A 21,871-nucleotide genomic window follows, 5' to 3' on the forward strand; every position below is an offset into this window, starting at 1 on the left:
GACGGGGTCGCCCGCCTCAGCGGTCCTGCTTCACCCATTCGAGGGTCACGCGCAGGCTCGCGGTCGCGCTGCCCTGGACGACGAGCGCGGTGAGCACGCCCGCGTCCACGCCCAGTTGGCAGCCGAACTCGACGGTCGCCCGGTCCGGGGCCGCCTGGTGGAGCGCGTCTCCGATCTGTGCGGCGAAGGAGGAGAGGGCCCGGGTGACCGCCGACAGGTCGGGCGTACGACCACCGATCCCTTCGAGTTCCGCGTCGGGGCCGATCCGCCGTGCCTCCACGAAGAGGGTGCCGTCGCCGAGGTCGACCCGGGTGATGTCGGTCATCGAAACTCCTGGTGGTTCAGAGGGCCGGGCGCAGGACGGTCGCGGCCGTCGCGGAGCGCGGCCGGGCGGCGCCCGTGTCGAGGGCGCCGGGGCCGAAGGCGCTGCCGCGCCGCCACTCGGGCCAGTTGAGGTTCCAGTCGCCGAAGCCGTTGCCGAAGGGGGTCATGGGTTCGCCGTAGCCGTTGACGACGCGCACGAGGTCGCCCTCGCGGACGGTGCCGAAAAGCCAGGCCGCGTCCTCGGTGCTCATGCCGGTGCAGCCGTGGCTGACGTTCTCGCTGCCCTGCGCGTCGAGCGACCAGGGGGCGGCGTGCAGGTACTCCCCGCTCCACGTCACCCGGGTGGCCCAACGGACCTTCAGATCGTAGAAGTCGCTGCTGTCGCGGGCGATACCGATGGAGTCGCCGCGCATCCGGACCATGGGTTCCTTGCCGAGGACGACCTTGGTGCCGCCGCGGGTGCGGTAGCCGGCCTTGCCGGTGGTGACCGGCAGGGTACGGAGAGGACGGCCGTCGCGGAACACGGTCATCTCATGGGCGGCGATGTCGGTGACGGCCTCGATCCGCGCCCCGGTGGTGAAGGTCAGGGGCTTCGAGCGGCCACCGTAGAGACCGCCGGTGATCCAGGCCCCTTCGAGACCGCTGCGGACCCGGACCGTGGTGCGCGCGTGCCAGTAGTGGCGGGGCCGGTAGTGGAGGGTGGCGGAGTCGACCCAGTACCAGGAGCCCTCGACGTGGGGTTCCGTCCGTACGTCCAGGGCGCGCTCGACGACACGCCGGGCCTCGGGGGCGTCGGCCGGCACGGGGTGGCTGAGTTCGGCGGTGACCGGCTGCCCGACTCCGTACGTCCCGCCGTCGTCCGGCCCGAAGGCGACGGTGAGCCGGGCCCCGGCGGAAGCGGCGACGGTACGGAAGTCCAGCCGGGCGACGTGCCGGAGCGGGCCCGCCGGGTCGGCCCGCTCGACGACGAGGCGGGCGGCGAACCGGCTTCCCGCGGGCAGCGGCGCGGCACTGGTCCACCGGCTTCCGTCGGCGCTCGGCGCGCCGGCGACGCGCCGTCCACGGTGGTCGGTGACGGTGACGTCGGCGAACACGCCCGGGCTCCGCAGGGCGAGTTCCACGGGCCCCGACGCCCGGGGGTCCAGGGTGAACGGCCGCGCGGTGAGGACGGGGCCGCCGCCGAGCGCGAGGGTGTGCCGGGGCGCGGAGCACAGGCCGCCGGCGGCGCAGCCGTCCACGGAGACGACGGCGGTGGCCGACGGGCCCGCGGCGGGCCGTGCGTCCGGGCCGGACTGCGGCGACTGCGCCGCCGTACCGACGAGAACGGCTCCCACCGCGAAGGACAGCGCTCCCCACCCCCGTACGTATCTGCGTGACGACACGTAGGACACCTCCCCTTCCGTTTCCGTACGACGATGTCGGCGGCCGTTGCCGACCGGAGCATCAAATCGGATGAGAGGAGGAAAAGATGATCAAGGCGTCGGGCGTGGCGGCGGACTCGTGGGCGAGACGACTCGAATGGATCAGCGGCCGGGGACCAGCAGGGCGGCGGCGGGGAACCAGCCGCGAGGGGTCAGCGGGGCGGCTCCGGGAGCTCCTCGCCGGTCTCCAGCAGGGACTTGAGGCTGGACACCAGCGCGGGCCAGCCCTCGCCGATCAGCCCCTTCATCAAGCCGTCGGCCTCCAGGTCGTCGTGGGTCACCGTCAGTTTGACCGTGTCGCCGGAGGGCTCGATCACGAAGGTCACCCGCGACCGGCGCTCGCGGGCGAGGCGCTCGTACACATCCCGTCCGAGGCGCACGGCCTCCGCCCATTCCGGGGTGAAGGTGTGCCAGGTGTACGAGAGGAGGCGGCCGGGCTCGGCCTCGAGGACGACCTGCTCGGGGTCGGCGGTCCTGCGGCCGCCCTCGTCCCAGACCATGGGGGCGCCGGGGGTCCACTCCGTCTCGAAGGCCACGCCCCAGAACCGGCGGGTGGACTCCGGGTCGGTGAGCGCCTTCCACAGCTCGTCGGGGGTGGTCCGGATGTAGGTGGTGTAGACGAACGTGTCGCTGTCCATCGCGCTGCCCCTCGGATCTGCCGTCCCGCCCCGCGGATCTGCCGTCCCCTGCATCCAGCCTAGGCAGGCGGCGGACGGACGTGCCAGCGTAGGACTCCCGTCCGACCCCTGTCCGACCCGCGGAACGGCGGTTGATTAGGTGCGGAGGAAACTATTCAACGTGCTGCTAGCGTGTCCGGATGTCCCTCAAGCACGCCGTCCTCGCAGCTCTCCTGGAGGGCGAGGCCTCCGGATACGACCTGGCCAAGATCTTCGACGTGTCCGTCGCCAACTTCTGGGCCGCCACCCCGCAGCAGCTCTACCGCGAGCTGGACCGGCTCGCGGTGGCCGGTCTGATCACGGCCCGCGTGGTGGAGCAGGAACGGCGCCCCAACAAGCGGATGTTCAGCCTCACGGAGCCCGGACGGCGGGATCTCGCCGCCTACACGTCGACGCCTCCGCGCCCCAGCGCCGTACGGGACGAGCTGATGGTCCAGGTGCAGGCCTGCGACGAGGGCGACACCAAGGCGGTCCGCGAGTTCGTGGCCCAGCGGATGGAGACGGCGCGGGCGAAGCTGGCGCGCTACGACCGGCTGCGGGAGTGGATGCTGAACGGCCGGGACGAGGACACGTACCTCGACGAGGCCGAGCGGGTGGGCCCCTACCTCACACTCATGCGCGGCCGGTACTTCGAGGAGGAGAACCTGCGCTGGGGCGAGCGTGCCCTCGCGGTGCTCGACCGGCGTGCGGAGGCGCGCGGCCGGGCCGCGGCGCAGGACGGAGCCGCCACACGGGGCGGAGTCGCCGCGCGGCAGGCCTGAGCGTCGCCCGAATGGATGCGGCCGCCCCTACTCTGCGGTAGCGTCACCGGCCGGCCACCGGACACACCGGCGGCGCACCAGGAATGATCGGGGACGGGCCGCGATGAACATCGGTGACCTCGTGGAGGACTTCACCCTTCCGGACGAGACGGGCGCCCCGCGCTCCCTGACCGGGCTGCTCGCCGAGGGGCCGGTCGTCCTCTTCTTCTACCCGGCGGCGATGACCCCCGGGTGCACGGCCGAGGCCTGCCACTTCCGGGATCTCGCGGCCGAGTTCCGGGCCGTCGGGGCGCTGCCCGTGGGGATCAGCTCGGACGCGGTCGAGCGGCAGCGGGAGTTCACCGAGCGGCACTCCCTCGGGTACCCGCTGCTGTCCGACCCGGACGGTGCCGTGCGTGACCGGTTCGGGGTGAAGCGCGGATTCTCGCTCGCGCCGACGAAGCGGGTCACGTTCGTGATCGGCCAGGACCGGCGGGTACGGGAGGTCGTGCGCAGCGAACTGCGGATGAGCGCGCACGCCGACCGGGCACTGGCCGCACTCCGCACACCCTGAGCGCCGTCTCCCCCGGGTCCGGCCCCCGCCGCACGACATGCGGCGGCGGCGGGTCTGGGCGAGACTCGCTGAAACGCCCGGTCGCTCCCGGCCGGCGTGGGATCGGAGTGTGCAGGAATGGACGACTACCCCCTCCTCAACCTCTTCTGGACCATGCTGTGGTTCTTCCTCTGGATCATGTGGTTGTTCCTGCTGTTCAAGGTGATCACCGACATCTTCCGGGACCACTCCCTCAACGGCTGGGCCAAGGCCGGCTGGCTGGTCCTCTGCATCGTGCTCCCGTACATCGGCGTGCTGATCTACGTCATCGCCCGGGGCAGGAGCATGGGCCAGCGTGACGTCAAGCAGGCCAAGGCGAGCGAGGCCGCGTTCCAGGACTACATCCGCAAGACCGCCGGAAGCCAGGGCGGCGGCGCGACGAGTCCCACCGACGAACTGGCCCGGCTCGCCGAGCTGAGGGACAAGGGCGCGATCACTCCCGAGGAGTTCGACAAGGCGAAGGCCAAGGTCCTGGCCTGACGCCGTCGAGGCGGTTCGGAAGGAGCGCGCACCGACGTGCGGAAGAGGGCGCGGGCGGCACCGGCCGCCGGGCTCGCGGGCTCCCTGCTGAGGGAAGCCCTCACGGAGCCCGGCAGACTCCCGGAGTCGCTCGCGTCCTTCGCGTTGCGCCGTACGGGTCCGAGTGCGGCTGCCACCGTCGCCCGTCTCCGCTCGGACCACCCCGAGGCCGACGCCGCCGCCCTGCGGGTCATGGTCGTGACCCGGGGGCGCCGGTCGGTGACGGCGGAAGGGGCGTTCGTGGGCGGGCCCTTCCTGCTCCTCGTGCCGTTCGCGTTCTGCGCCGCCCTGCTCTCCCAGGCACGGACGGTGCTCGAACTCGCCGCCGTCGAGGGCCTGGACGCCACGGACCCGGAACGGGCGGCCGAACTGCTCGTCCTGCAGGGCGTCTACGCGGAAACCGGGGCTGCCCGCGCCGCGCTGGAGCCGGCCGGGGGCGAGCGCACGGCACCTCGGCGGGGCGGCCGGACGAGGACGGCCGCCCTCTGGGAGCTGACCTCGCGCATGGCCCGGCTGCTCGGGCTGCTGACCCCCGATGAGGAGCCCGTCGGGCGGTTCACCCGGATCGGCCGGTGGGCGCTGCTCGGCGTCGTGTTCCTGGTCGGCCTGGTCGCCCCGCTGGTCTGGCTGCCGTACATGGCCGTCTCGTACCAGCGGGCCACCACCCGGCTGCTGGACAGGGCCGCGGTCTTCTACATCGACGAACCCGGTACGCGCTCCCCCCGCTCCCCGCGCGGCCTGCGGGTCGACCCGGCCCTCGCGATGTCGGGCCTGCGCGCGCTGGGTTCACTGATGCTGCCGGCCGTCGCCCTGTTCCTGGTGCTCGCCACGGACATCCGGATCGCGGGTGGGCAGTGGCCCGTACTCGGGATCGTCCTCACCAGCGGCTGCCTGATCACCGGCGGCTGGTGGCACTGGCGGCGCCGCAAGCGGCGGCGGAGCCAGGAGCCCACCCCTTAATGCGTATGCCGCATACCTCTTTGATACGGTCACGGTGTGAGGCTGACAAAGTTCACCGACCTGGCGCTCCGTGCCGTGATGCGCCTGGCGGTCACCGCTCCGGAGGAATCCGTCACCACCCGCGAGGTGGCGGAGTCGATGGACGTGCCCTACGCCCACATGGCGAAGGTGGTGACCCGGCTTCAGCACCTCGGCGTGGTCGAGGCGCGGCGGGGCCGCGGCGGCGGCCTGGCCCTGACGGAGCGGGGACGGCATTCCTCGGTGGGCTGGCTGGCCCGCACCCTGGAGGGTGACGAGGAGGTCGTCGCCTGCGAGGGCGACCCACCGTGCCCACTGCGCTCCGCGTGCCGGCTGCGCGGGGCACTGCGTGAGGCACAGGAGGCCTTCTACCGGGCGCTCGATCCGCTCACCGTGGCGGAGCTGGTGAGGTCCCCCACCGGCCCGCTGCTGATCTCGCTCAGCCCACGCCCTTCCCCCTGAGATCCCGGGGGCCCCGAAGCCCCTCTCCCCCTGATCCTCCGAGTCGTCATCCCGTCGGTTCGCTACCCTCAGCTTTAAATAGGTAGATCATCTACCAGATTGAGAGTTGTCATGCTGTCCGAACAGGCCGTCCCCGTCGTCCGCGCCACCCTGCCCGCCGTCGGCGGCGCTCTCGACCAGATCACCGAGCGGTTCTACGGGAGGCTCTTCGCCGCCCACCCCGAACTTCTCCGCGACCTGTTCAACCGCGGCAACCAGGCCAGCGGCGAGCAGCGGCAGGCGCTCGCGGGCTCCATAGCCGCGTTCGCCGGCGCACTCCTCGAGCACCCGGACGCCCGGCCCGACGTCATGCTGTCCCGGATCGCGCACAAGCACGCCTCGCTCGGCGTCACGTCCGAGCAGTACAAGGTGGTGCACGAGCACCTCTTCGCCGCCATCGTCGAGGTGCTCGGCGAGGCGGTGACCCCGGAGGTCGCCAGCGCCTGGGACGAGGTGTACTGGCTGATGGCGAACGCCCTGATCGCCGTCGAGGCCCGGCTCTACCAGGAGGCCGGGGTCGCCGAGGGCCAGGTCTGGCGGTCGATGGAGATCGCCGAGCGACGTGAGGAGACGGCCGACACGGTCTCCTTCGTCCTGCGCCACACCGACGGGACCCCCACGGCCGCGTTCCGGCCCGGCCAGTACGTCAGCGTCCAGGTCACCCTGCCCGACGGCGCCCGGCAGATCCGCCAGTACAGCCTGTCCGCCGCTCCCGGCCACCCGCAGTGGCGGATCACCGTCAAGCGCGTCGACGGCGACCCGGCGGGCGAGGTGTCCTCCTGGCTGCACGCCCACGCCCGCACCGGGGACACCGTGGAGGTCTCCGCCCCGTTCGGCGACCTCGTCCTGCCCGAGGGCGACGGCCCCCTGCTGCTCGCCTCCGCCGGAATCGGCAGCACGCCGATGCTGGCCATGCTCGACCACCTCGCGGCCACCGGCTCGACCCGCCCCGTCGTGGTCGTGCATGCCGACCGGACCCCGGACTCGCACGCCCACGCCGCCGAACTCCGCGGCCTCGTGGACTCGCTGCCGCAGGCGGCGCTGCACCTCTGGTACGAGGAGCCGGGCGACTCCGGCGCCCGAACCGGCCGCGCCGACGTCACCGCGCTCGACCTGCCGGCCGGCACGACCGCGTACCTCTGCGGCCCCCTCCCCTTCCTCCGCACGGTCCGCGGCGACCTCGTCGGGCGGGGAACCCCCGCCGCCGACATCCACTACGAGGTGTTCGGACCCGACCTGTGGCTGGGCGCCGAGAGCTGACCCACCCCCTCACAGGGTTCCGGCAAGCCCTTCGATCCCCAAGCGTCATGGCGCTACCGCCACGGATACTGCATAGTGAGGGCGGTATTCGACCTCGCAATCAGCGGGTCCGTGGCGGATGGACGGAAGCGACGGAAGTGATGGGATCGTTCGTTTCAGCAGACGGTGGCGGGGCCACGAAGCGGCCGGTGCGGGGCATCGCCCTCGACATCGGCAGCTCCAGGACCCGCGCCTGGGCGCCGGGTGCGGGGGTCTTCGCGGACGTGCCGAGCGGTCCGGTCCGGCGTGGGCGCGTGACCGGGTCGGACTCCCAGCTCCAGCTGCTCCGTCGGCTCACCGCCTCGGCTCCGGGCGGCGACGGGCACGACACCGTCGTGATGCTGACCCATCCCGTGCTCGCCGCCCCCGAGGAACGGGCGGCGGCGCGGCGACTGGTGGACGCCCTCGGTCCGGCGCGGGTCATCGCGGTCGACAGCGCCCGCGCCGCGGCGGCCTACGCCGCCCCGGCCGGCGGCGGCCCGCTGCTCGTGGTCGACCTCGGCGCGCAACTGACCGAGGTCACCCTCGTCGTGGACGGCCTCGTCGAGGACGCCCGGCTGGCCGAGGTGGGGGTCGACGACCTCCCGGCTTCGGGCGGCGTGCCGGAATCGGTCGCCGGAACGGCCGCGGACATGGTGAGCGACCTGTGGCGACGCGACCGCACGGGCGCGGTACGCGGGGCGCTGCGGCGTGGCGTTCTGGTCACGGGCGGCGGCGCACTGCGTCTCGACGTGACCGGCCGCCTCGCGCATCTCCTCCGCGCCCGAATCCGCCTGGCGAACGACCCGTCGACCAGCGTGGTCCGAGGCGCCGGCCTGATGCTGACCTCCGCCCTACGCCACCCGACGGGCGCCGTCCCCCGAACCTGACCCCCGGGCCGTCCGCCGCCCGACCGCGGAAGCCCGGCCTCGGAAGCCCGGCCTCGGCTTCGCCTCAGGCGGCGAAGCCGAGGTTGCTCACGTACTCGTACTTGCCCCAGTCGGACCCGAGATCGGCGATCTGGTCGATCCAGGCGTCGTCGAGGGCGCGCTCGTCCCCGGCGACCCAGGCGGCCACGATCCGGTCCCACTGACGGATGTTCAGCGTCCTGAAGCCAAGGACCCGCTGGTGCGGCTGGGCCACCTGGGACTGGTTGAGGGGATGCAACTCGACGCGCGTACCGCCTCGGGAGTTCAGCCGGGCGAGGAGGTAGCGCGCGACGTTGAGCCGGCGCACCGACCAGTAGGCGACGTCGATCCGGTCGAGATTGGCCCGGTTGGGCCGGCGCTCCTCGGCGAGCCAGGCCCTGAGCGTGCGGTCGCTCGCTCTGAGCCCGGCCTCCTTCGCCTGCCGCAGCGCGTGCGGGGACCTGTTCAGGTAGTGCAGCCGGGCGAGGAGACCGCGTCGGCTGGTCACCGGTGAGGCGATGCCCTCGACGAGCCGGTCGAGCTGACGCGCGGCCGCCTCGCTGCCCTTGATGCCACGGGCACCGTAGTGGCCGAAGTCATGGGTGTACTCGGGCACTCAGCCCTCCTCCTGCGCCGTGTAGACGTCCTTGACCTTCACTTCGGACACGCCCCGGCCCTCGGGGAAGACCCGCCGCCAGTCGCCGATGACGTGCAGCTCGTCGGTGCCCATCGCGCGGACGACGGTCAGCCCGCCCTCGTACGCCTTGTAGGCCTTTGTCCAGAGATTGGCGAAGGCCTGGGAGCGGATGATGTGCATCCAGTCGGGTCGGTACAGCTCCCGGTTGAAGTTCGACTCCCCCATGGTGGCGACGAACTTGGAGTACATCGCCTTCACGTACTCCAGTGTGACCTCGTCCTCGGAAACGAGCGCGGCGGCCCGGGCGTCACGGAGCGTGTTGCGGAACTTCTCCAGAAGGTTCTCGGTGGCCCCGGAGGTGAAGGACTCGTGGACGACGGGCGGTTCGCACAGCCCGTACGCGGGCGAGGACAGCCGCAGGAGGAGTCGGAGGGTCGGCTCGGTGATCCAGAGCGGGCCCGGTTCGTCGCGGGACCCGAGCGGGTTGGGGAGGTGTTCGCCGTGCTGCCAGTCGGGCGGGGTGACGAGATGGACCCCGGCCCGCCGCCGGTCGTGCACGCCGCCCGTGTGGTGTTCGAGGGCGCCGAGCGGCAGATGCGTCTTGAGGGCGCTGAGATAGGCGCCGTTGATGTCGAGGGCCGTGATCTCCTGCGGTCCGGCCGGCAGCGCCGGACGCGTCCACTTGGGCCGCGCCTCCCAGACCTCGTCGGCTCCCCGGGAGGTCTTCTTCCGCAGAATGCCGGGCAGCGGAGGGTGCCCGACGATCTCGTAGCGGGCCCCCGTGCGGCACATGTCGAGCAACGCCATGGCGTCGGGGATGGCGGTACGCACGAGGTCCGCGGTCGCCGCCTCGGTGTCACCGCCGTGCCGCACCAGCGCCTCCCGGACGGCCTCCTGCACCGTCCCCAACGGGGTGGGCGCGGGCTCCTGGAAAGCCCGCAGACGCGCCGCCGAAGCCGCCCGGTCCGCCTTGGGCCGCTCCCGCTCGAAACGCTTGCCCTGCGAACGGGCCCGCTCGGGCCGCTCACGGCCGCCGGGAGGCGATGCGGACTCACCGCCTTCACGGTCGCCGGGGGTCTGCGCGGGCTCACCGCCCTCGCGGTCGCGCGGGGTCGGAGCGGCGCCACCGCACTCCGCGGGATCGAGGTGCTGTGCGAATCCCTCGACCTCATGACGGGCCGGGTGTCCGCACAGGACACACGGTTGAGGTACGGCGAGCTCGTCACCCTCGGCGACCCCGCCCGCCGGCCCCGTAGCGACCTCCACTGACGGCGACGCCGGAACCGAGAACGGGGTCGGGGACGATGGCGGGGTCGGGTCCGGGGGCGCCGGTTCGTCGGCGGGTGCGTCGAGCTTGGCGCTGAGGCCGTCGAGCAGGTAGGCGTACCGCGTCCTGGTCTCCCCGGCAGGCTCGCGACCCGCTTCCCAGGCGGCCAGGGTCGTCGGGCTGACGCCGAGCGCACGGGCCACCTGCGCCTTGGTCAGTCGCGCGGTCTCCCGCAGCCGTACCCGCTCCTCGGGGGCGGGCAGTTCCGCCTCCGGTGCGACGCCCGCGAGGAGTGCGTCGACCGCGTCGAAGTCCTTCACTGCCGCCCCGCCTCCACAACCCGCTCCACGTCCGCCACCCTACCCGTCGCCCCGCAGCGTCGGCGGTTGCGGGGAGGGGTGGGTGGGGTGGCGGCGTGGGTCGGTCAGCAGCCCATGGACCAGGTGTGGGAATCGCCTCGGTCATTGGCGGCGCCGTCGTAGCCGACCTCCTGGCCCGGGGCGAGACAGATGGTCGTGCTGCCGCCCTGCCAGGCGCTCTCGTAGACCTTGACGTGGTCCTTGATGCCGGGGCCGGAGATGCCGTGGTTGGCCCAGGAGGAGTCGGTGTCGGAGATCCAGCTCTCCCACCAGCCGTCGTCTCCGCTCCAGTTGGCGCGCTGGCCGCTGAAATTGGCGTCCTGCCAGACGCAGAACTCGCCGCTGGGGCAATCGGCCGCCCCCGCGGAGGTGGCGAGGGCGAGTCCGGCGGTCGTGGCGAGCAGTGCCGCGGCGGCGGTGGCGAGGAATCGCTTCACGAGTGGCTGATGCCTTTCTGCGGGTGAGTGGGCGCGGGCAGTTCGACTGCCCGCAGCAGTGCGCGGTCGCGCAGCTGCCGGTAGGTGGTGAGCTCCTCGCGGTGCAGGGCGCGCACCGTGGTCAGCTCGGCGGCCTCCAGGCGGGCTCGGACGGCGCCCAGTCCGCTCTCGCGGTCGCAGCGGGTGGCGACGGCCGGGTCCGGCCGGTCGGGGCGCGGTCGCCCCGGTGGGGTGACGCACTGCGTCCAGCGGGCGAGTGCCGCGCGGTGGGCGGGGTCGTCGCGCATCCGGGCCTGGGCCTCGGCCCGGAGGTTGTCGACGGTGACCTGGGCCCGGAACCAGCGGCGCTGGTCGCCGTACAGCCGCTGGCGGGCGGCGGCGAGGCAACCGTCGGAGTGGGCGGTGACGGTGGCGCCGGTGGCGAGGGTCAGGGAGAGTTCCTGCGGGCCGGCGCCGAAGAGCGCCGCTTGCAGGGTCCTGTCCTCGTCCGGGGCGCGGGGCCGGGCCGTGAGGGCGAGGCCCCGTTCGTCGAGGCAATCGACGACGAGCCGATGCTCGGCCGCTTTGAGAAGGGCGTTCTGGGCCGCCGTGCCGGAGGGTACGGCGGGGGTGGCGGGGGTTCCGGGGGAGACCGTGGCGCAGCCGGACAGCAGGAGCGCGGCGGCTGCGGTCAGCAGGGCGTGGCGGGTGCGTGAGGTCACTCGGAGCATCGGGTCCCCCTTGGATCGTCCCTGGTCGGAGCGGCCGCACGAGGTTCGGATCGGCGGCTCGGGATGATCACTGCCCGAGGCGACCGCCACCATGCGGGACCTCACTCGAACGGGTCGAACGCGCCGGAGCGCGCGCCCCTCGGGCGCCGTACTCGTACCACCGGGCAGGGGTCACGCGAGCGGAGTGCCACGAGGAGCGAGCGGAGTGCCGTACACAGGGTCGGAGACTCCCTGGAAACGACTGAGCCCCGGTTGGACGGGGGATTCCAACCGGGGCCGATCGCCGTGACGCGGAGGGCGGTCACCTCTGGGGGGGACCTTGGGGACCGGGCCCCTTCGCAGTCACATAAGTAGGAACGACGAATGTTTCCCGAATGTTCCGAGCGTGCCCGCGTGGGCGGTGTGAGCCGCCTCACCCGATTTCGGCGGGTCTCGTCAGTCCTTCTCGGGCCGGTAGACGGCGCCCGGCTCGGCCTTGCCGGGGGCGAGGAGCTCCGGCACCGTCACGAAGGTGAAGCCTCGCCGCTTGAGCTCGTCGATGATCGAGGGGACGGCCGGGACCGTACCGTCGTAGATGTCGTGCAGCAGGATGATGCCGTCGCCGTGCGCCTGCTCCAGCACGCGCTGCCGTATGAGGTTCGAGTCGGTGGTGGAGTAGTCCTTGGCGGTGATGCTCCAGAGGATCTGCGCGAGTCCCAGTTCCCGGCTGACGTCGGACACGGTGTCGTCGGTGCGGCCCTGCGGAGGGCGCATGAGCGTGGGCTTGCGGCCGGTGATCTTCTCGACGGCGTCCTGGGTCCGGGACAGCTCGTCGCGGACCTGCGCCTCGTCGAGGTCGGTCAGGATCCGATGGGTCCAGGTGTGGTTGGCGACCACGTGCCCCTCGTCGGCGATGCGCTTGACGACCTGGGGGTAGCGGTCGACGTGCTTGCTGCCGAGCAGGAAGAAGGTCGCGGGGACCTGCTTCTCCTTGAGGATGTCGAGGAGCCGGGGGGTGTCCTTGCCCGGACCCGCGTCGAAGGTCAGCGCGATGCACTTGACCTTCGCGCAGTCGACCCGGCGAGCCGGGGCCCCCGCCTTGTCATCGGCTCCGCCCTCGCCCCGGGCGTCCTTCGGGGTGACGGTCTCCATCCCGCAGCCGCCGAGCGTCAGCATCAGCGAGGCGGCGGCAAGCAGCGCGACGGCCGGTCCCCTTCGTCGGCCCAGCCTGGATCGGAACGTCATGAAACCTGCCTTCCCCGCGGTGTCTTCGGTACAGCCGAAAAAACCGCCTGGTCAGGGCGGCGAGAACGGCCGAACAGGCACTCTACATACGGTGTATACCGGGGGCGTCGGCGGGGGTCGCCGACCGCACACGGGCACATCTGAACCCCGGACGGCGCCCGTCCGCTCCGTCCGGGGAGTTCGGACCTTCCGCTCAGCGGGAGGCGAGCAGCAGTCGGGCCTCGGTCTCCTGGTCACCGGAGACGGACTGCATGGACTGGATGTCGAAGCCTGCGGCGAGCACCTTCTCGACCTCGTCGACGGCGTGATAGCCACCGGTGAGTGTGGCGCCGACCAGGGCGGACAGATGGGTGGGCCGCACCTCCTGGTGCCGGCCGGCGGCCGTGTCGAAGGTGGCCGTCCAGACGGTGGTGGCCGGTCCCGTGGCCATCTGCGGGCTCGGGTTCGTCATGTCCTCCAGCTGGTAGACACCGTCGAGGACGTCGAAGACGGCCTGGGCGTCCTCGCGGCAGCATTCGCTGAGCTGCACGCTGACGTCGGTGTCGATGTGCGTTTCGTACACGTCGCTCATCTCCTCGCGGCCCACCGGTCGCGCGGGGCGCCCCCGCGCCCGCCGTACCGGCCGCTCGTCGTGGCACGTGTCCAGCATCCCTCTCGGCGCCCCGTCCCGCGAGGCCCGCCCCTCCCCGCGTCAGCGGCGCCCGGTGATCTCCTCGATCGTGTCGGCCTCGGCGGCCGGCTTGTCGGGGCGGTGGCGTACGACGCGGGCGAAGCGCAGGGTGACGCCGGCCGGGTAGCGCGTCGAGGCCTGGAGCCCGTCGTACGCAATCTCCACGACGAGTTCGGGCCGCACCCGTACGGTGAATCCGTCGTCCTCCACGGCGAGTTCACGTAGCCGTTCGGTCTGCCACCGCAGCATCTCGTCGGTGAGACCTTTGAAGGTCTTGCCGAGCATGACGAACCCGCCGTCGGCGGTGCGGGCTCCGAGGTGGAGATTGGAGAGGAGCCCCGTCCTGCGTCCGTGGCCCCGTTCGACGCCGAGGACGACGAGATCCACGGTGTGGACCGGCTTCACCTTCAGCCAGGTGCGCCCCCTCCGGCCGGCGACGTACGGCGCGTCGAGGGCCTTCACGAGGACTCCTTCGTGCCCACGGGTCAAGGTGTCGGCGAAGAACCGCTCGGCGGCCTCGGTCTGCGCCGGTTCGGCGGGATCGGTCACGACGAGACGGCGGACCCGTTGGGAGGCGGGGAGCAGCCGGGCCAGCACGGCGTGCCGTTCCCGCCCCGGCCGGTCGATCAGGCCCTCGCCGTCGACCGCGAGGACGTCGAAGAAGACGGGTACGAGGGGCAGCGCGGCGCTGGCGCCGGTGACGTCGGAGCGGGAACCCACCCTGCCGGCGATGGACTGGAAGGAGACCGGGCGCCCCGTGTCCGGGTCGAGGGCGATCACCTCACCGTCCAGGATGAACGCGTCCGCGCCCACGGCGCGAGCGGTCACGACCACCTCCGGGAGCCGGTCGGTGATGTCGTCGAGGGAGCGGGTGTGGACGCGGACGTCGTCACCGCTCCGGTGGACCTGGATCCTGATGCCGTCGAGCTTCTCCTCCACGACGCAGGGGCCGAGCGCGGCGACCGCCTCGGTGACGGACGCGGCGGTGTGCGCCAGCATGGGCTGCACCGGGTTGCCGACCCGCAGGGTGAACCGGTCGAGCGCGGTGGCCCCCTCGGCCAGGACGGCCTGGGCGACCGGGGGCAGCGACCCTTCGACCATGACGGCGCGCCGGAGTTCTGCCGCGGGCACGGCGGCCGCCCGCGCGACGCCCTCCAGGGCGACGGCGTCGAGGGCCCCTTGACGCACCTCGCCGGTCAGCAGTCGCAGCAGGAGGTCCTGCTCGTCACGGGTGGCGGCGACGAACAGACTGCGCACCAGCCGTGACCGCTGTGCCCGGGCGCCCGCTCCTGAGACCGCGGCGAGTTCCGCCATCACCCCGTCGACCTGCCGGAGCGTGAGCCCCGGCTGTTCGACGGCCGGGACGACCGGGGGCACGAGGTCCTTGAGGACGCTCCACCCGATTCCGATCCGCCCCTGCGGGAGGCGCCCCGAGAGGTAGGCGATGACCAGAGGGCTCTCCTCGGGCGCGGCCTCAGCGAACAGCTCGGCGAGCAGCGCGATCTTGCGTGAGCGCGCGGAGGTGGCGGCGACCTCCCGGGACACCTCCGCGAGACGGGCGAGCAGCATGGACCCATCGTCCCCACACCCCGCCTCCGCCGCATGCCGACCCGCAGCATCGGCACCGTCGGCGCCGTCGTGCTCCGTCGCGTGGGAGCGTCAGGGCCAGGACACCGGGCGACGCCTCCTCCCTTCGGCACGTCGGGCGGCCCCCTCGGCCCTCCTGCGCCGGAGCCGGTCGAGCAGCCTGACTCGTGCCGCCGCCCGGCTGGGTGGCCGCTCGACCGCCAGCGGCCGCCCGTCCGACACCGCCTCCCCCACCTCGGACGGAGCCGCGGCCCCAGGCGGAGAGAAGGACGGCGGCGAAGCGGACGTCAAAGGCGTCAGCGTCCCCGGTGCTCCCGTCCCCTCCCTCACCCCGGCGCGTGCCCACCGCGCCGCCGAGACCCACGAGACTTCCGCGCCCGGCTCGCGGGGAGCACCCGGACCACCCGCTCCGCGCGATGGGACCACCTCACCGGGATACGGAGCCGGCCGGCCCTCGCGTGCCTCGTCCAGGGCCAGGGCCAGACTCAGCCGGTGCCAGAGGATCTCGTCCGGGTCGTCGGCCCGTGTGAGCCGATCGGCGACCTCCCGTGCCGCCGCCCGCACGGGCAGCCCCGGCGGCGGTGGTGGGCGCAGCAGGTAGAGGTGATTGCGTTCGTACGGATCGTCGACCACCTCGGCCACCTGGACCGGGTCGAGGAGGGAGGCGATGGCCGCCGCCCGCGCCCAAGGGTCGTCGGCGGCGCGGAGCTGCACCGCGAGCCTGCGGGCCCGCCAGTTCCTCGGCCGCCGGTCCTCGTGCGCGGCGAGACGCTCGCGGAGTTCCAGAGGGAGGCGGCCTGTGAGCAACGCCGGGCAGGTCAGGCCGAACTCGGCGACCTCCTCCGCCAGGTAGCTCCACACCACCGCCCGGTAGCGGTTCAGGGAGAAGCGGGCCGGGCTGAGGTGTCCGGTCCGGGCCAGCTTCGTGAAGCGCTCCGGAGTGATGTCCAGGAGCGCGGCGGCCTCCCCGGTGCCGACCGCCCGCACCCGTTCGCGGAGGCCGGAGGGGAAGTCCGGCGCGGCCCTGAGCCGGTCGAGCTCGCGCTGCTCGACCCTCGGCCGCCCGCCCTCTCCCACCGACGCCGCCCTGACCAGGCCGAGCTGGACCGCGAGCTGGAACTCGTCACGCCTCAGTTCCAGCTCCAGCGCGGCCCGCCCCGGCGTCACCGTGTTCGTACCTTCGTCGACCGTCATCCTGTGGCCCTCCCCCGTACATCCGTGTTCTCTCCGTGGCGCGAATCCCTCGGACCCATCACCACGAAGGTAACTCAGAGTGACGACAGCTGCACGACCTGTGGATAACCGTCTGTGGACAACGGTCGGACGACAGCTGTTTCAGGAGAAGTGCCCCGAGGGCGTCAGAGCAGGCCGCCGCCCGGCCCCCCGGGCTGCCGCGCCGCCACACCGAGGTGTTCGCCCACCCGGTTGACCAGCAGCGTCATCTCGTACGCCACCTGGCCGACGTCCGCCTCGGCCGCACTCAGGACGCACAGGCAGCTGCCCTCGCCCGCCGCCGTGACGAAGAGCAGTGCCTCGTCGAACTCCACCATCGTCTGCCGCGCCCTGCCCGCCCGGAAGTGCCGGCCGGAGCCCCGGGCGAGGCTGTGCAGGCCCGAGGAGACGGCCGCCAGATGCTCGGCGTCCTCCCGTACGAGGCCGCTGCTCGCGCCCGTCACCAGGCCGTCGTTCGACAGCACGAGCGCGTGTCGTATGTACCCGACGCGTTGGGTCAGGTCGTCGAGCAGCCAGTCAAGTCCCTTGTCCAGTGCCATCAGTGGTCCTCCCCCTAGCCGTTGCGTCCCCTTCGGCCCGGATTCCCGTGGTCCCGGGCCGCCGTGGTCCGCCGTATCGCCGCAAGCCTTACGCACTGTCGTGAACGGGGCAAGCACTGCATCACGCTCGCGCGTGCCGCAGGATGGGGACATGACGAAGATGAGCGGCGATCAGTGGCGGGCCTTCGTGTCCGAGGGGACCCGGACGGGCAAGCTCGCGACCGTCCGCGACGACGGCAGCCCCCATGTCGTGCCGATCTGGTTCCTGCTCGACGGCGACGACATCGTGTTCAACACGGGCAAGGACACGGTGAAAGGCCGCAACCTCGCCCGCGACGGGCGGGCCTCGCTGTGCGTCGACGACGACACGCCGCCCTTCGCGTTCGTCTCGCTGCGCGGTCGTGCCGAACTCGACGAGGACCCGGTCGCGTTGCGCCACTGGGCCGGCCGCATCGGCGCGCGCTACATGGGCGAGGACCGGGCGGACGAGTTCGGGGAGCGCAACGCGGTCCCGAGCGAACTCCTCGTCCGCTTCCGCATCGAGAAGGTGACCGCCGAAAGCGGTGTCGCCGACTAGGTACGGCTCCGGTCGGGTCCCGGTGTCCGTTCAGCTCACCGTGTCACCGTGTCCAGGAGTCGGGCCGTGTGCATGCGGCCCGCGTATTCGACCAGGCGGATGAGGACTTCCTTCCCCGAGTCCCGATCGCGTGCGTCGCACAGCACCACGGGTGTGCCCCGGTCCAGGTCGAGGGCGCGGGAGACGTCTGCCGCGCCGTACGTACGCGCGCCCGTGAAGCAGTTCACGGCGACCACGAAGGGGATCTTCCGGTGCTCGAAGTAGTCGACCGCCGGAAAGCAGTCCTCCAGGCGGCGGGTGTCCGCGAGGACGACGGCTCCGAGGGCGCCCTGTGACAGCTCGTCCCACAGGAACCAGAACCTGTCCTGTCCTGGCGTGCCGAACAGGTAGAGGGAGAGCCCCGAGCGGATGGTGATCCGGCCGAAGTCCATGGCGACGGTCGTGGTCGTCTTCTGGTCTACTCCCCCGGTGTCGTCGACCGACTCCCCCGCGCGGCTGAGCTGTTCCTCGGTGCGCAGGGGCCGGATCTCGCTCACGGCGCCGACCAGGGTGGTCTTGCCCACGCCGAATCCTCCGGCGACCAGGATCTTCAGGGCGAGGGCGGTGGTGTCCGCTCCCTCGTCCCCGCCGCTGTTCTCAGAGCGCTCGTAGGCCATCGATTACTTCCCTCAGGATTCTTTCGTCAGGGAGCTGTGCGGGTGGTACCGGTCGGCTGACGCGCACGAAGCCCGATTCGAGCAGGTCGCCGAGGAGGACCCGGACGACGCCGACGGGCAGGTCGGCGTCGGCGGAGAGTTCGGCGACCGACTGCGTCTCCGCCCGGCACAGGGCCAGCAGGGAGCGGTGCTCGGGGCCGAGGAGGGACTCCTCGGCCGGTCCGGGCGGATCGTCGTCCACGACGACGAGCGCGATGAGGTCGAACCGTACGTTGCTGGGACCCGGCTTGGTGCGTCCGCCGGTCATCGCGTACGGGCGTACGAGCGGTCCGGCCTCGGCGTCGTACCACTGACTGCCCGGCGTGGTCGGGCCGGCGCCGGCGCTGTCCTCGTTCATGGTTCTCTCCGGGTCAGCCGGCGGCCGGCGGGCTCACTGTGAGCCGCGGCGGGGTGTGGAGGTGCTCGCCGACGCGTTTGACGAGGCGGGCCATCTCGTAGGCGATGAGGCCGATGTCGGCGCTCACGGAGCTGAGGACGGCGAGGCAGGAACCGTCGCCCGCCGCCGCGACGAAGAGGAAGCCGTCGTCCATCTCGACCATGGTCTGCCGGACCCCGCCGGTGTGGAACTGCCGTCCGGCGCCCTTCGCGAGGCTGTGGAAACCGGAGGCGATGGCCGCGAGGTGCTCGGCGTCCTCGCGGCTGAGCCCGCTGGAGGCTCCGACGGCGAGGCCGTCGTTGGAGAGCACCACGGTGTGGCGGACCTCCCGGACCCGCATGACGAGGTCGTCGAGGAGCCAGTCGAGCTCGCCGGACCGGTGGTGGGAGATCCTCTCGTGGTCGATCATGCGTGGTCTCCTTCAGAGCCGTGGTTGTCGAGGGGGGTCGTGCCGGGGCCGAGGGGGCGTCTGCTTCCGGGCGCCGGGCCGCCGCCCCGGCGCCACCCCTCCCGGTAGGCGGTCATCCGGTCCCTGACCTGCTCCGGGGTACGCGCGTCCGTGTCGGGCGCGACCGGTACGAACACCGGTGCCGGGGCGGGTGCCTCGCGCAACTGCGGCACGAGGCTCGCCTGCCGTACGCGGCGGGGCAGTTCGCCCTCCTGGTCGCCGTGACGGGTCGGGCCGGGCTGCGGCGCGGGCCCCTCCCGGGTCGACGGCGGTACGGAGGGACCGCGCCGGCGCAGCTCGGTGACCCCGGCGGGCGGTGGGCCCGACTCCGGCGGCGCGAGCGCGGGCACCGCGGTCGGGCGCGTCAGGGACTGCGGGCGGGAGACGGGCGGGGTCCTCGGCGCGGCCGGGGCCTGCGGGGCGGTCGGGGCCTGCAGGGCGGTCGCATCCTGGGGCCGGAATCCGGGCAGCCCTCCGACCGGCGGTTGCGGGGTGGCCCCGCGCGGGGCCGATACGGGGCCTCCGGGAGCTCCCCCGGTGATGACGGGACCGCCCCCGGCCGGTGGACCGGCCTGGCCCGACGGACGCGGCACCTGGGGGCGGCCGAAGCGACGGGCCTCGGCGCGGTGCGCCTCCTCGCGCTCACGGGCGGCCCGCGAGGCATCCGTACGAGGGTCGTCGGACAGACGCGGGAAGGGAAGGCCGGGAGGGCCGGAGACGGAGCGGCCGGAATCGGACACCGTGCCGGTGCCGGAAGCGCGGGTATCGCGCGCGTGCGGGCCGTCGGGGCCGGGCGCCGACGCGCTGCGGCCCGGCGGCAGAGCGCCCTGGAGGAGGTCCGTCGGGAGCAGGACGACCGCCGTCGTGCCGCCGTACGGGGAGGTCCTCAGCTGGACCTTGATGTCGTGGCGGGAGGAGAGCCGGCTGACCACGAACAGACCGAGCCGGTCGCTGTCGAAGAGGTCCAGGGCCTCGGACTGGGCGATGCGGGCGTTGGCCTCGGCGAGGGTCTCCTTGCCCATGCCGAGTCCACGGTCCTCGATCTCCAGGGCGTAGCCGTTGCCGACGGGCTCGCCGCTGACGCGCACCTTGGTGTGGGGCGGGGAGAACTGGGCGGCGTTCTCGATGAGTTCGGCGAGGAGGTGGGTGAGGTCGGCCACCGCGCCGCCGACCACGGCCGTCTCGGGGAGCCGACGTACCTCCACGCGCGCGTAGTCCTCGATTTCGGACACGGCGGCGCGCACGACGTTGGTCAGGGGGACGGGCATCCGCCAGGCTCGGCCGGGAGCCGCTCCCGACAGGATGATGAGGCTCTCGGCGTGGCGGCGCATCCGGGTGGTGAGGTGGTCGAGCCGGAAGAGGTCACCGAGTTCGTTGGGGTCGTCGGCGCGCCGTTCCATGCTGTCCAGGAGGTTCAGCTGGCGGTGGACGAGGACCTGGCTGCGGCGTGCGAGGTTGACGAAGACTCCGGAGATGCCGCTGGCGAGTTCGGCGCGTTCGACCGCGGCGGAGAGTGCCGCTCGGTGGACGGTGGTCAGGGCCTCTCCGACCTGGCCGATCTCGTCCTGGGAGACCGGGCCCCGGGGTGCCTCGGCATGGACGTCGATCTCCTCGCCGGCGCGCAGGCGGCGCATGGCGGCGGGGAGTTTGCCGCGCGCGATGCCGAGCGCGGTGTTGCGGAGGCTGACCAGCTCGACGACGAGGCCGCGGCCGATCCGCACGGAGATGACGAGGGAGGCGGCGACGGCGGCGAGGCCGAGGACGACCGCGGCGCCGCCCGCGCTGAGGACGCCGCCGGCGAAGGGTTCGACGCGGTCGGCCTCCGAGGTGCGCGCGTCGGTCTCGATCGCGGTGAGTCCGCTCCGTACGGCGGCGAGGGTGTCGTCCCAGTCCATGGAGGTGACGGCCTGGGCGGCGGGCCGGCCGGGGCTCGCGGCGCGGACGCGGTCCTCGGCCTTGGTGAGTCGGGTGTGGTCGCCGCCGGCGGCGAGCCGGGCCCAGGCGGCGCGTGGCGCGGCGGGCAGGTCGGCGGTGGCCGAGGCGATGAGCGTACGCCGGGTCTCGACGGCGCCGGAGAAGGCACGGAGGTGGTCCTCCGTGAACCGGCCCGCGAGCTGCGCGGAGGTGAGCAGGGCGTCCTCGCGGGAGAGCATCTCGCCCGCTCGACCGAATTCCAGGAGCACGCGCGCGTCGGAGCCCTGCTGGGCGTCCTGGATGCCGGTGAGGGCGCCGCCGACGGCGAAACCGGCGGAGACGGCGGTGGTGTACTCCGCGTACACCTGGTCCCAGTCGGCGCGTCCGTCGGCCGCGGCGGTACGGAGCCGGGCGAGGCCCTCGACCCCGCCGACGAACGCGGACACCCGGTCGCCGACATCGCCGGGCAGGTCCCCGGAGTCGCCGACGGTGTGCGTGCCGTCGAGGCGGAGGCGGTCGACGGCCTCGTCCGTGCGGCGGATCCGGTCCTTGAGCTCGGCTGCCCGGGTGGCGCCGGGGGCCGCGACCTGCCGTACCGCGGCGCGCCGCTCGGCCTGGAGTGCGCCGATGGCCGCCGTCACGGGTTCACGGATCTCGGCTTCGACGCTTTGGAGCTGACGGAGCCGGGCGATGTCCTGGGCGGTGGTGACGGTGGCGAAGCCCCAGAGCGCGAGGAGCGAGACCACCGGGACCATCAGGAGCGAGACGACCTTGGCGCGGACGGTACGGGGGCGCAGGCCGTGGCGCATGGGGCGCGGGCGGCGCGCGGTGCCGACGGGTGTACCGGCGGAGACGGCCCTGTCGGCGGTGTCGGCGGTGTAAGCGGCGCCGTCGGTCCTGAGCCCGTCAGTGTCCTCGTCACGGCGCTCGCCGCGGGATCCGTCACCGTGTCCGTCACGGCGCTCGTTGCGGAGTCCGTCACGGCGCGCGTCACCGCGCCCGTCCGGTACGGGGTGCCCGGCCGCTCCGGCCGGTGTACCGAGGGCGTGTTCCCCCGGTTCGTCGGCGGGCGGCCCTGCGTGCGCGCGCCGCCCGCGTGCGGTCGCCGATGGCGGCGTCGCCGACGCCTCGACGTCCTTGGTCCTGCGGGGAGTTCGCATGGCCTCCTCGTTCCGGCTGTGGCTGTCTCTGGTGCGGTGGGTCTGCGGTTCAGGAATC

Annotated in this window: 24 protein-coding genes; 8 read left to right on the plus strand and 16 right to left on the minus strand. The window is 72.9% G+C overall.

Annotated elements, in window-relative coordinates; translation table 11 throughout:
* Positions 1–16 precede the first annotated feature (16 nt).
* From V4Y03_RS00480 to V4Y03_RS00490, 3 genes are all read right to left on the minus strand, one after another.
* The gene (locus V4Y03_RS00480; RefSeq protein ID WP_332433485.1) at positions 17–325 is read right to left on the minus strand and encodes a CU044_2847 family protein; all 309 of its coding nucleotides are present in this window, start codon (positions 323–325) and stop codon (positions 17–19) included.
* A gap of 16 nt (positions 326–341) precedes the next feature.
* On the minus strand, positions 342–1,706 hold the full coding sequence (locus V4Y03_RS00485) for a L,D-transpeptidase (protein ID WP_332433486.1): 1,365 nt from the start codon (positions 1,704–1,706) through the stop codon (positions 342–344).
* 191 nt (positions 1,707–1,897) lie between these two features.
* On the minus strand, positions 1,898–2,383 hold the full coding sequence (locus V4Y03_RS00490; RefSeq protein ID WP_332433487.1) for an SRPBCC family protein: 486 nt from the start codon (positions 2,381–2,383) through the stop codon (positions 1,898–1,900).
* 179 nt (positions 2,384–2,562) lie between these two features.
* On the opposite strand from V4Y03_RS00490, the gene V4Y03_RS00495 reads away from it, so the two are divergent.
* The 7 genes from V4Y03_RS00495 to V4Y03_RS00525 all read left to right on the plus strand — a co-directional run bounded on the left by V4Y03_RS00495 (position 2,563) and on the right by V4Y03_RS00525 (position 7,941).
* A complete protein-coding gene (locus tag V4Y03_RS00495; RefSeq protein WP_332433488.1) occupies positions 2,563–3,183 on the plus strand; it encodes a PadR family transcriptional regulator in 621 nt (206 codons plus the stop codon).
* 103 nt (positions 3,184–3,286) lie between these two features.
* Complete coding sequence (locus V4Y03_RS00500) at positions 3,287–3,736, plus strand: peroxiredoxin (RefSeq protein WP_317875305.1); 450 nt, start codon at positions 3,287–3,289, stop codon at positions 3,734–3,736.
* A 117-nt stretch (positions 3,737–3,853) separates the two neighbouring features.
* Positions 3,854–4,255, plus strand: a complete 402-nt coding sequence (locus V4Y03_RS00505) for an SHOCT domain-containing protein (RefSeq protein WP_332433489.1) — start codon at positions 3,854–3,856, stop codon at positions 4,253–4,255.
* A gap of 36 nt (positions 4,256–4,291) precedes the next feature.
* Positions 4,292–5,254: a hypothetical protein gene (locus V4Y03_RS00510; RefSeq protein ID WP_332433490.1), complete on the plus strand. Its 963-nt coding sequence runs from the start codon at positions 4,292–4,294 to the stop codon at positions 5,252–5,254.
* A gap of 36 nt (positions 5,255–5,290) precedes the next feature.
* A complete protein-coding gene (locus V4Y03_RS00515; protein ID WP_332433491.1) occupies positions 5,291–5,734 on the plus strand; it encodes an RrF2 family transcriptional regulator in 444 nt (147 codons plus the stop codon).
* Positions 5,735–5,845: 111 nt separating this feature from the next.
* The gene (locus V4Y03_RS00520; protein ID WP_317875301.1) at positions 5,846–7,033 is read left to right on the plus strand and encodes a globin domain-containing protein; all 1,188 of its coding nucleotides are present in this window, start codon (positions 5,846–5,848) and stop codon (positions 7,031–7,033) included.
* A gap of 188 nt (positions 7,034–7,221) precedes the next feature.
* Positions 7,222–7,941 (plus strand): rod shape-determining protein MreC, encoded by a 720-nt coding sequence (locus tag V4Y03_RS00525; protein WP_317875300.1) that lies wholly within the window; start codon positions 7,222–7,224, stop codon positions 7,939–7,941.
* A 64-nt stretch (positions 7,942–8,005) separates the two neighbouring features.
* On the opposite strand, the gene V4Y03_RS00530 is transcribed toward V4Y03_RS00525, so the two are convergent.
* The 9 genes from V4Y03_RS00530 to V4Y03_RS00570 all read right to left on the minus strand — a co-directional run bounded on the left by V4Y03_RS00530 (position 8,006) and on the right by V4Y03_RS00570 (position 16,622).
* Positions 8,006–8,575: a transcriptional regulator gene (locus V4Y03_RS00530; protein ID WP_332433492.1), complete on the minus strand. Its 570-nt coding sequence runs from the start codon at positions 8,573–8,575 to the stop codon at positions 8,006–8,008.
* Positions 8,576–10,183 (minus strand): helix-turn-helix transcriptional regulator, encoded by a 1,608-nt coding sequence (locus tag V4Y03_RS00535; RefSeq protein WP_332433493.1) that lies wholly within the window; start codon positions 10,181–10,183, stop codon positions 8,576–8,578.
* Positions 10,184–10,287: 104 nt separating this feature from the next.
* A complete protein-coding gene (locus V4Y03_RS00540) occupies positions 10,288–10,659 on the minus strand; it encodes a peptidase inhibitor family I36 protein (RefSeq protein ID WP_317875297.1) in 372 nt (123 codons plus the stop codon).
* On the minus strand, positions 10,656–11,369 hold the full coding sequence (locus V4Y03_RS00545; RefSeq protein ID WP_332433494.1) for a hypothetical protein: 714 nt from the start codon (positions 11,367–11,369) through the stop codon (positions 10,656–10,658). The genes V4Y03_RS00540 and V4Y03_RS00545 overlap by 4 nt, the downstream gene beginning before the upstream one ends.
* 435 nt (positions 11,370–11,804) lie before the next feature.
* A complete protein-coding gene (locus V4Y03_RS00550) occupies positions 11,805–12,593 on the minus strand; it encodes a polysaccharide deacetylase family protein (protein ID WP_317875295.1) in 789 nt (262 codons plus the stop codon).
* Between the two features lie 193 nt (positions 12,594–12,786).
* Positions 12,787–13,164 carry a hypothetical protein gene (locus V4Y03_RS00555; protein WP_317875294.1) on the minus strand — a complete coding sequence of 126 codons (378 nt, stop codon included), beginning with the start codon at positions 13,162–13,164 and terminating at the stop codon, positions 12,787–12,789.
* Positions 13,165–13,284: 120 nt separating this feature from the next.
* A complete protein-coding gene (locus V4Y03_RS00560; RefSeq protein WP_332433495.1) occupies positions 13,285–14,832 on the minus strand; it encodes an ATP-dependent DNA ligase in 1,548 nt (515 codons plus the stop codon).
* Between the two features lie 90 nt (positions 14,833–14,922).
* The gene (locus V4Y03_RS00565; RefSeq protein WP_332433496.1) at positions 14,923–16,044 is read right to left on the minus strand and encodes a DUF6397 family protein; all 1,122 of its coding nucleotides are present in this window, start codon (positions 16,042–16,044) and stop codon (positions 14,923–14,925) included.
* Between the two features lie 164 nt (positions 16,045–16,208).
* A complete protein-coding gene (locus V4Y03_RS00570; protein WP_317875291.1) occupies positions 16,209–16,622 on the minus strand; it encodes a roadblock/LC7 domain-containing protein in 414 nt (137 codons plus the stop codon).
* Between the two features lie 151 nt (positions 16,623–16,773).
* On the opposite strand from V4Y03_RS00570, the gene V4Y03_RS00575 reads away from it, so the two are divergent.
* The gene (locus V4Y03_RS00575; RefSeq protein ID WP_317875290.1) at positions 16,774–17,199 is read left to right on the plus strand and encodes a PPOX class F420-dependent oxidoreductase; all 426 of its coding nucleotides are present in this window, start codon (positions 16,774–16,776) and stop codon (positions 17,197–17,199) included.
* Between the two features lie 35 nt (positions 17,200–17,234).
* Here the strand turns inward: V4Y03_RS00575 and V4Y03_RS00580 are convergent, their stop codons facing one another.
* From V4Y03_RS00580 to V4Y03_RS00595, 4 genes are read right to left on the minus strand one after another with little or no spacing between them, the layout of a single operon-like run.
* Positions 17,235–17,855: a GTP-binding protein gene (locus tag V4Y03_RS00580; protein ID WP_332433497.1), complete on the minus strand. Its 621-nt coding sequence runs from the start codon at positions 17,853–17,855 to the stop codon at positions 17,235–17,237.
* Positions 17,836–18,252 (minus strand): DUF742 domain-containing protein, encoded by a 417-nt coding sequence (locus tag V4Y03_RS00585; protein WP_056568539.1) that lies wholly within the window; start codon positions 18,250–18,252, stop codon positions 17,836–17,838. The genes V4Y03_RS00580 and V4Y03_RS00585 overlap by 20 nt, the downstream gene beginning before the upstream one ends.
* A gap of 13 nt (positions 18,253–18,265) precedes the next feature.
* Complete coding sequence (locus V4Y03_RS00590; RefSeq protein ID WP_317875288.1) at positions 18,266–18,700, minus strand: roadblock/LC7 domain-containing protein; 435 nt, start codon at positions 18,698–18,700, stop codon at positions 18,266–18,268.
* The gene (locus V4Y03_RS00595) at positions 18,697–21,813 is read right to left on the minus strand and encodes a nitrate- and nitrite sensing domain-containing protein (protein ID WP_443079697.1); all 3,117 of its coding nucleotides are present in this window, start codon (positions 21,811–21,813) and stop codon (positions 18,697–18,699) included. The genes V4Y03_RS00590 and V4Y03_RS00595 overlap by 4 nt, the downstream gene beginning before the upstream one ends.
* Positions 21,814–21,871 lie beyond the last annotated feature (58 nt).

The organism is Streptomyces sp. P9-A4 (assembly GCF_036634195.1).
GTDB lineage: Bacteria > Actinomycetota > Actinomycetes > Streptomycetales > Streptomycetaceae > Streptomyces.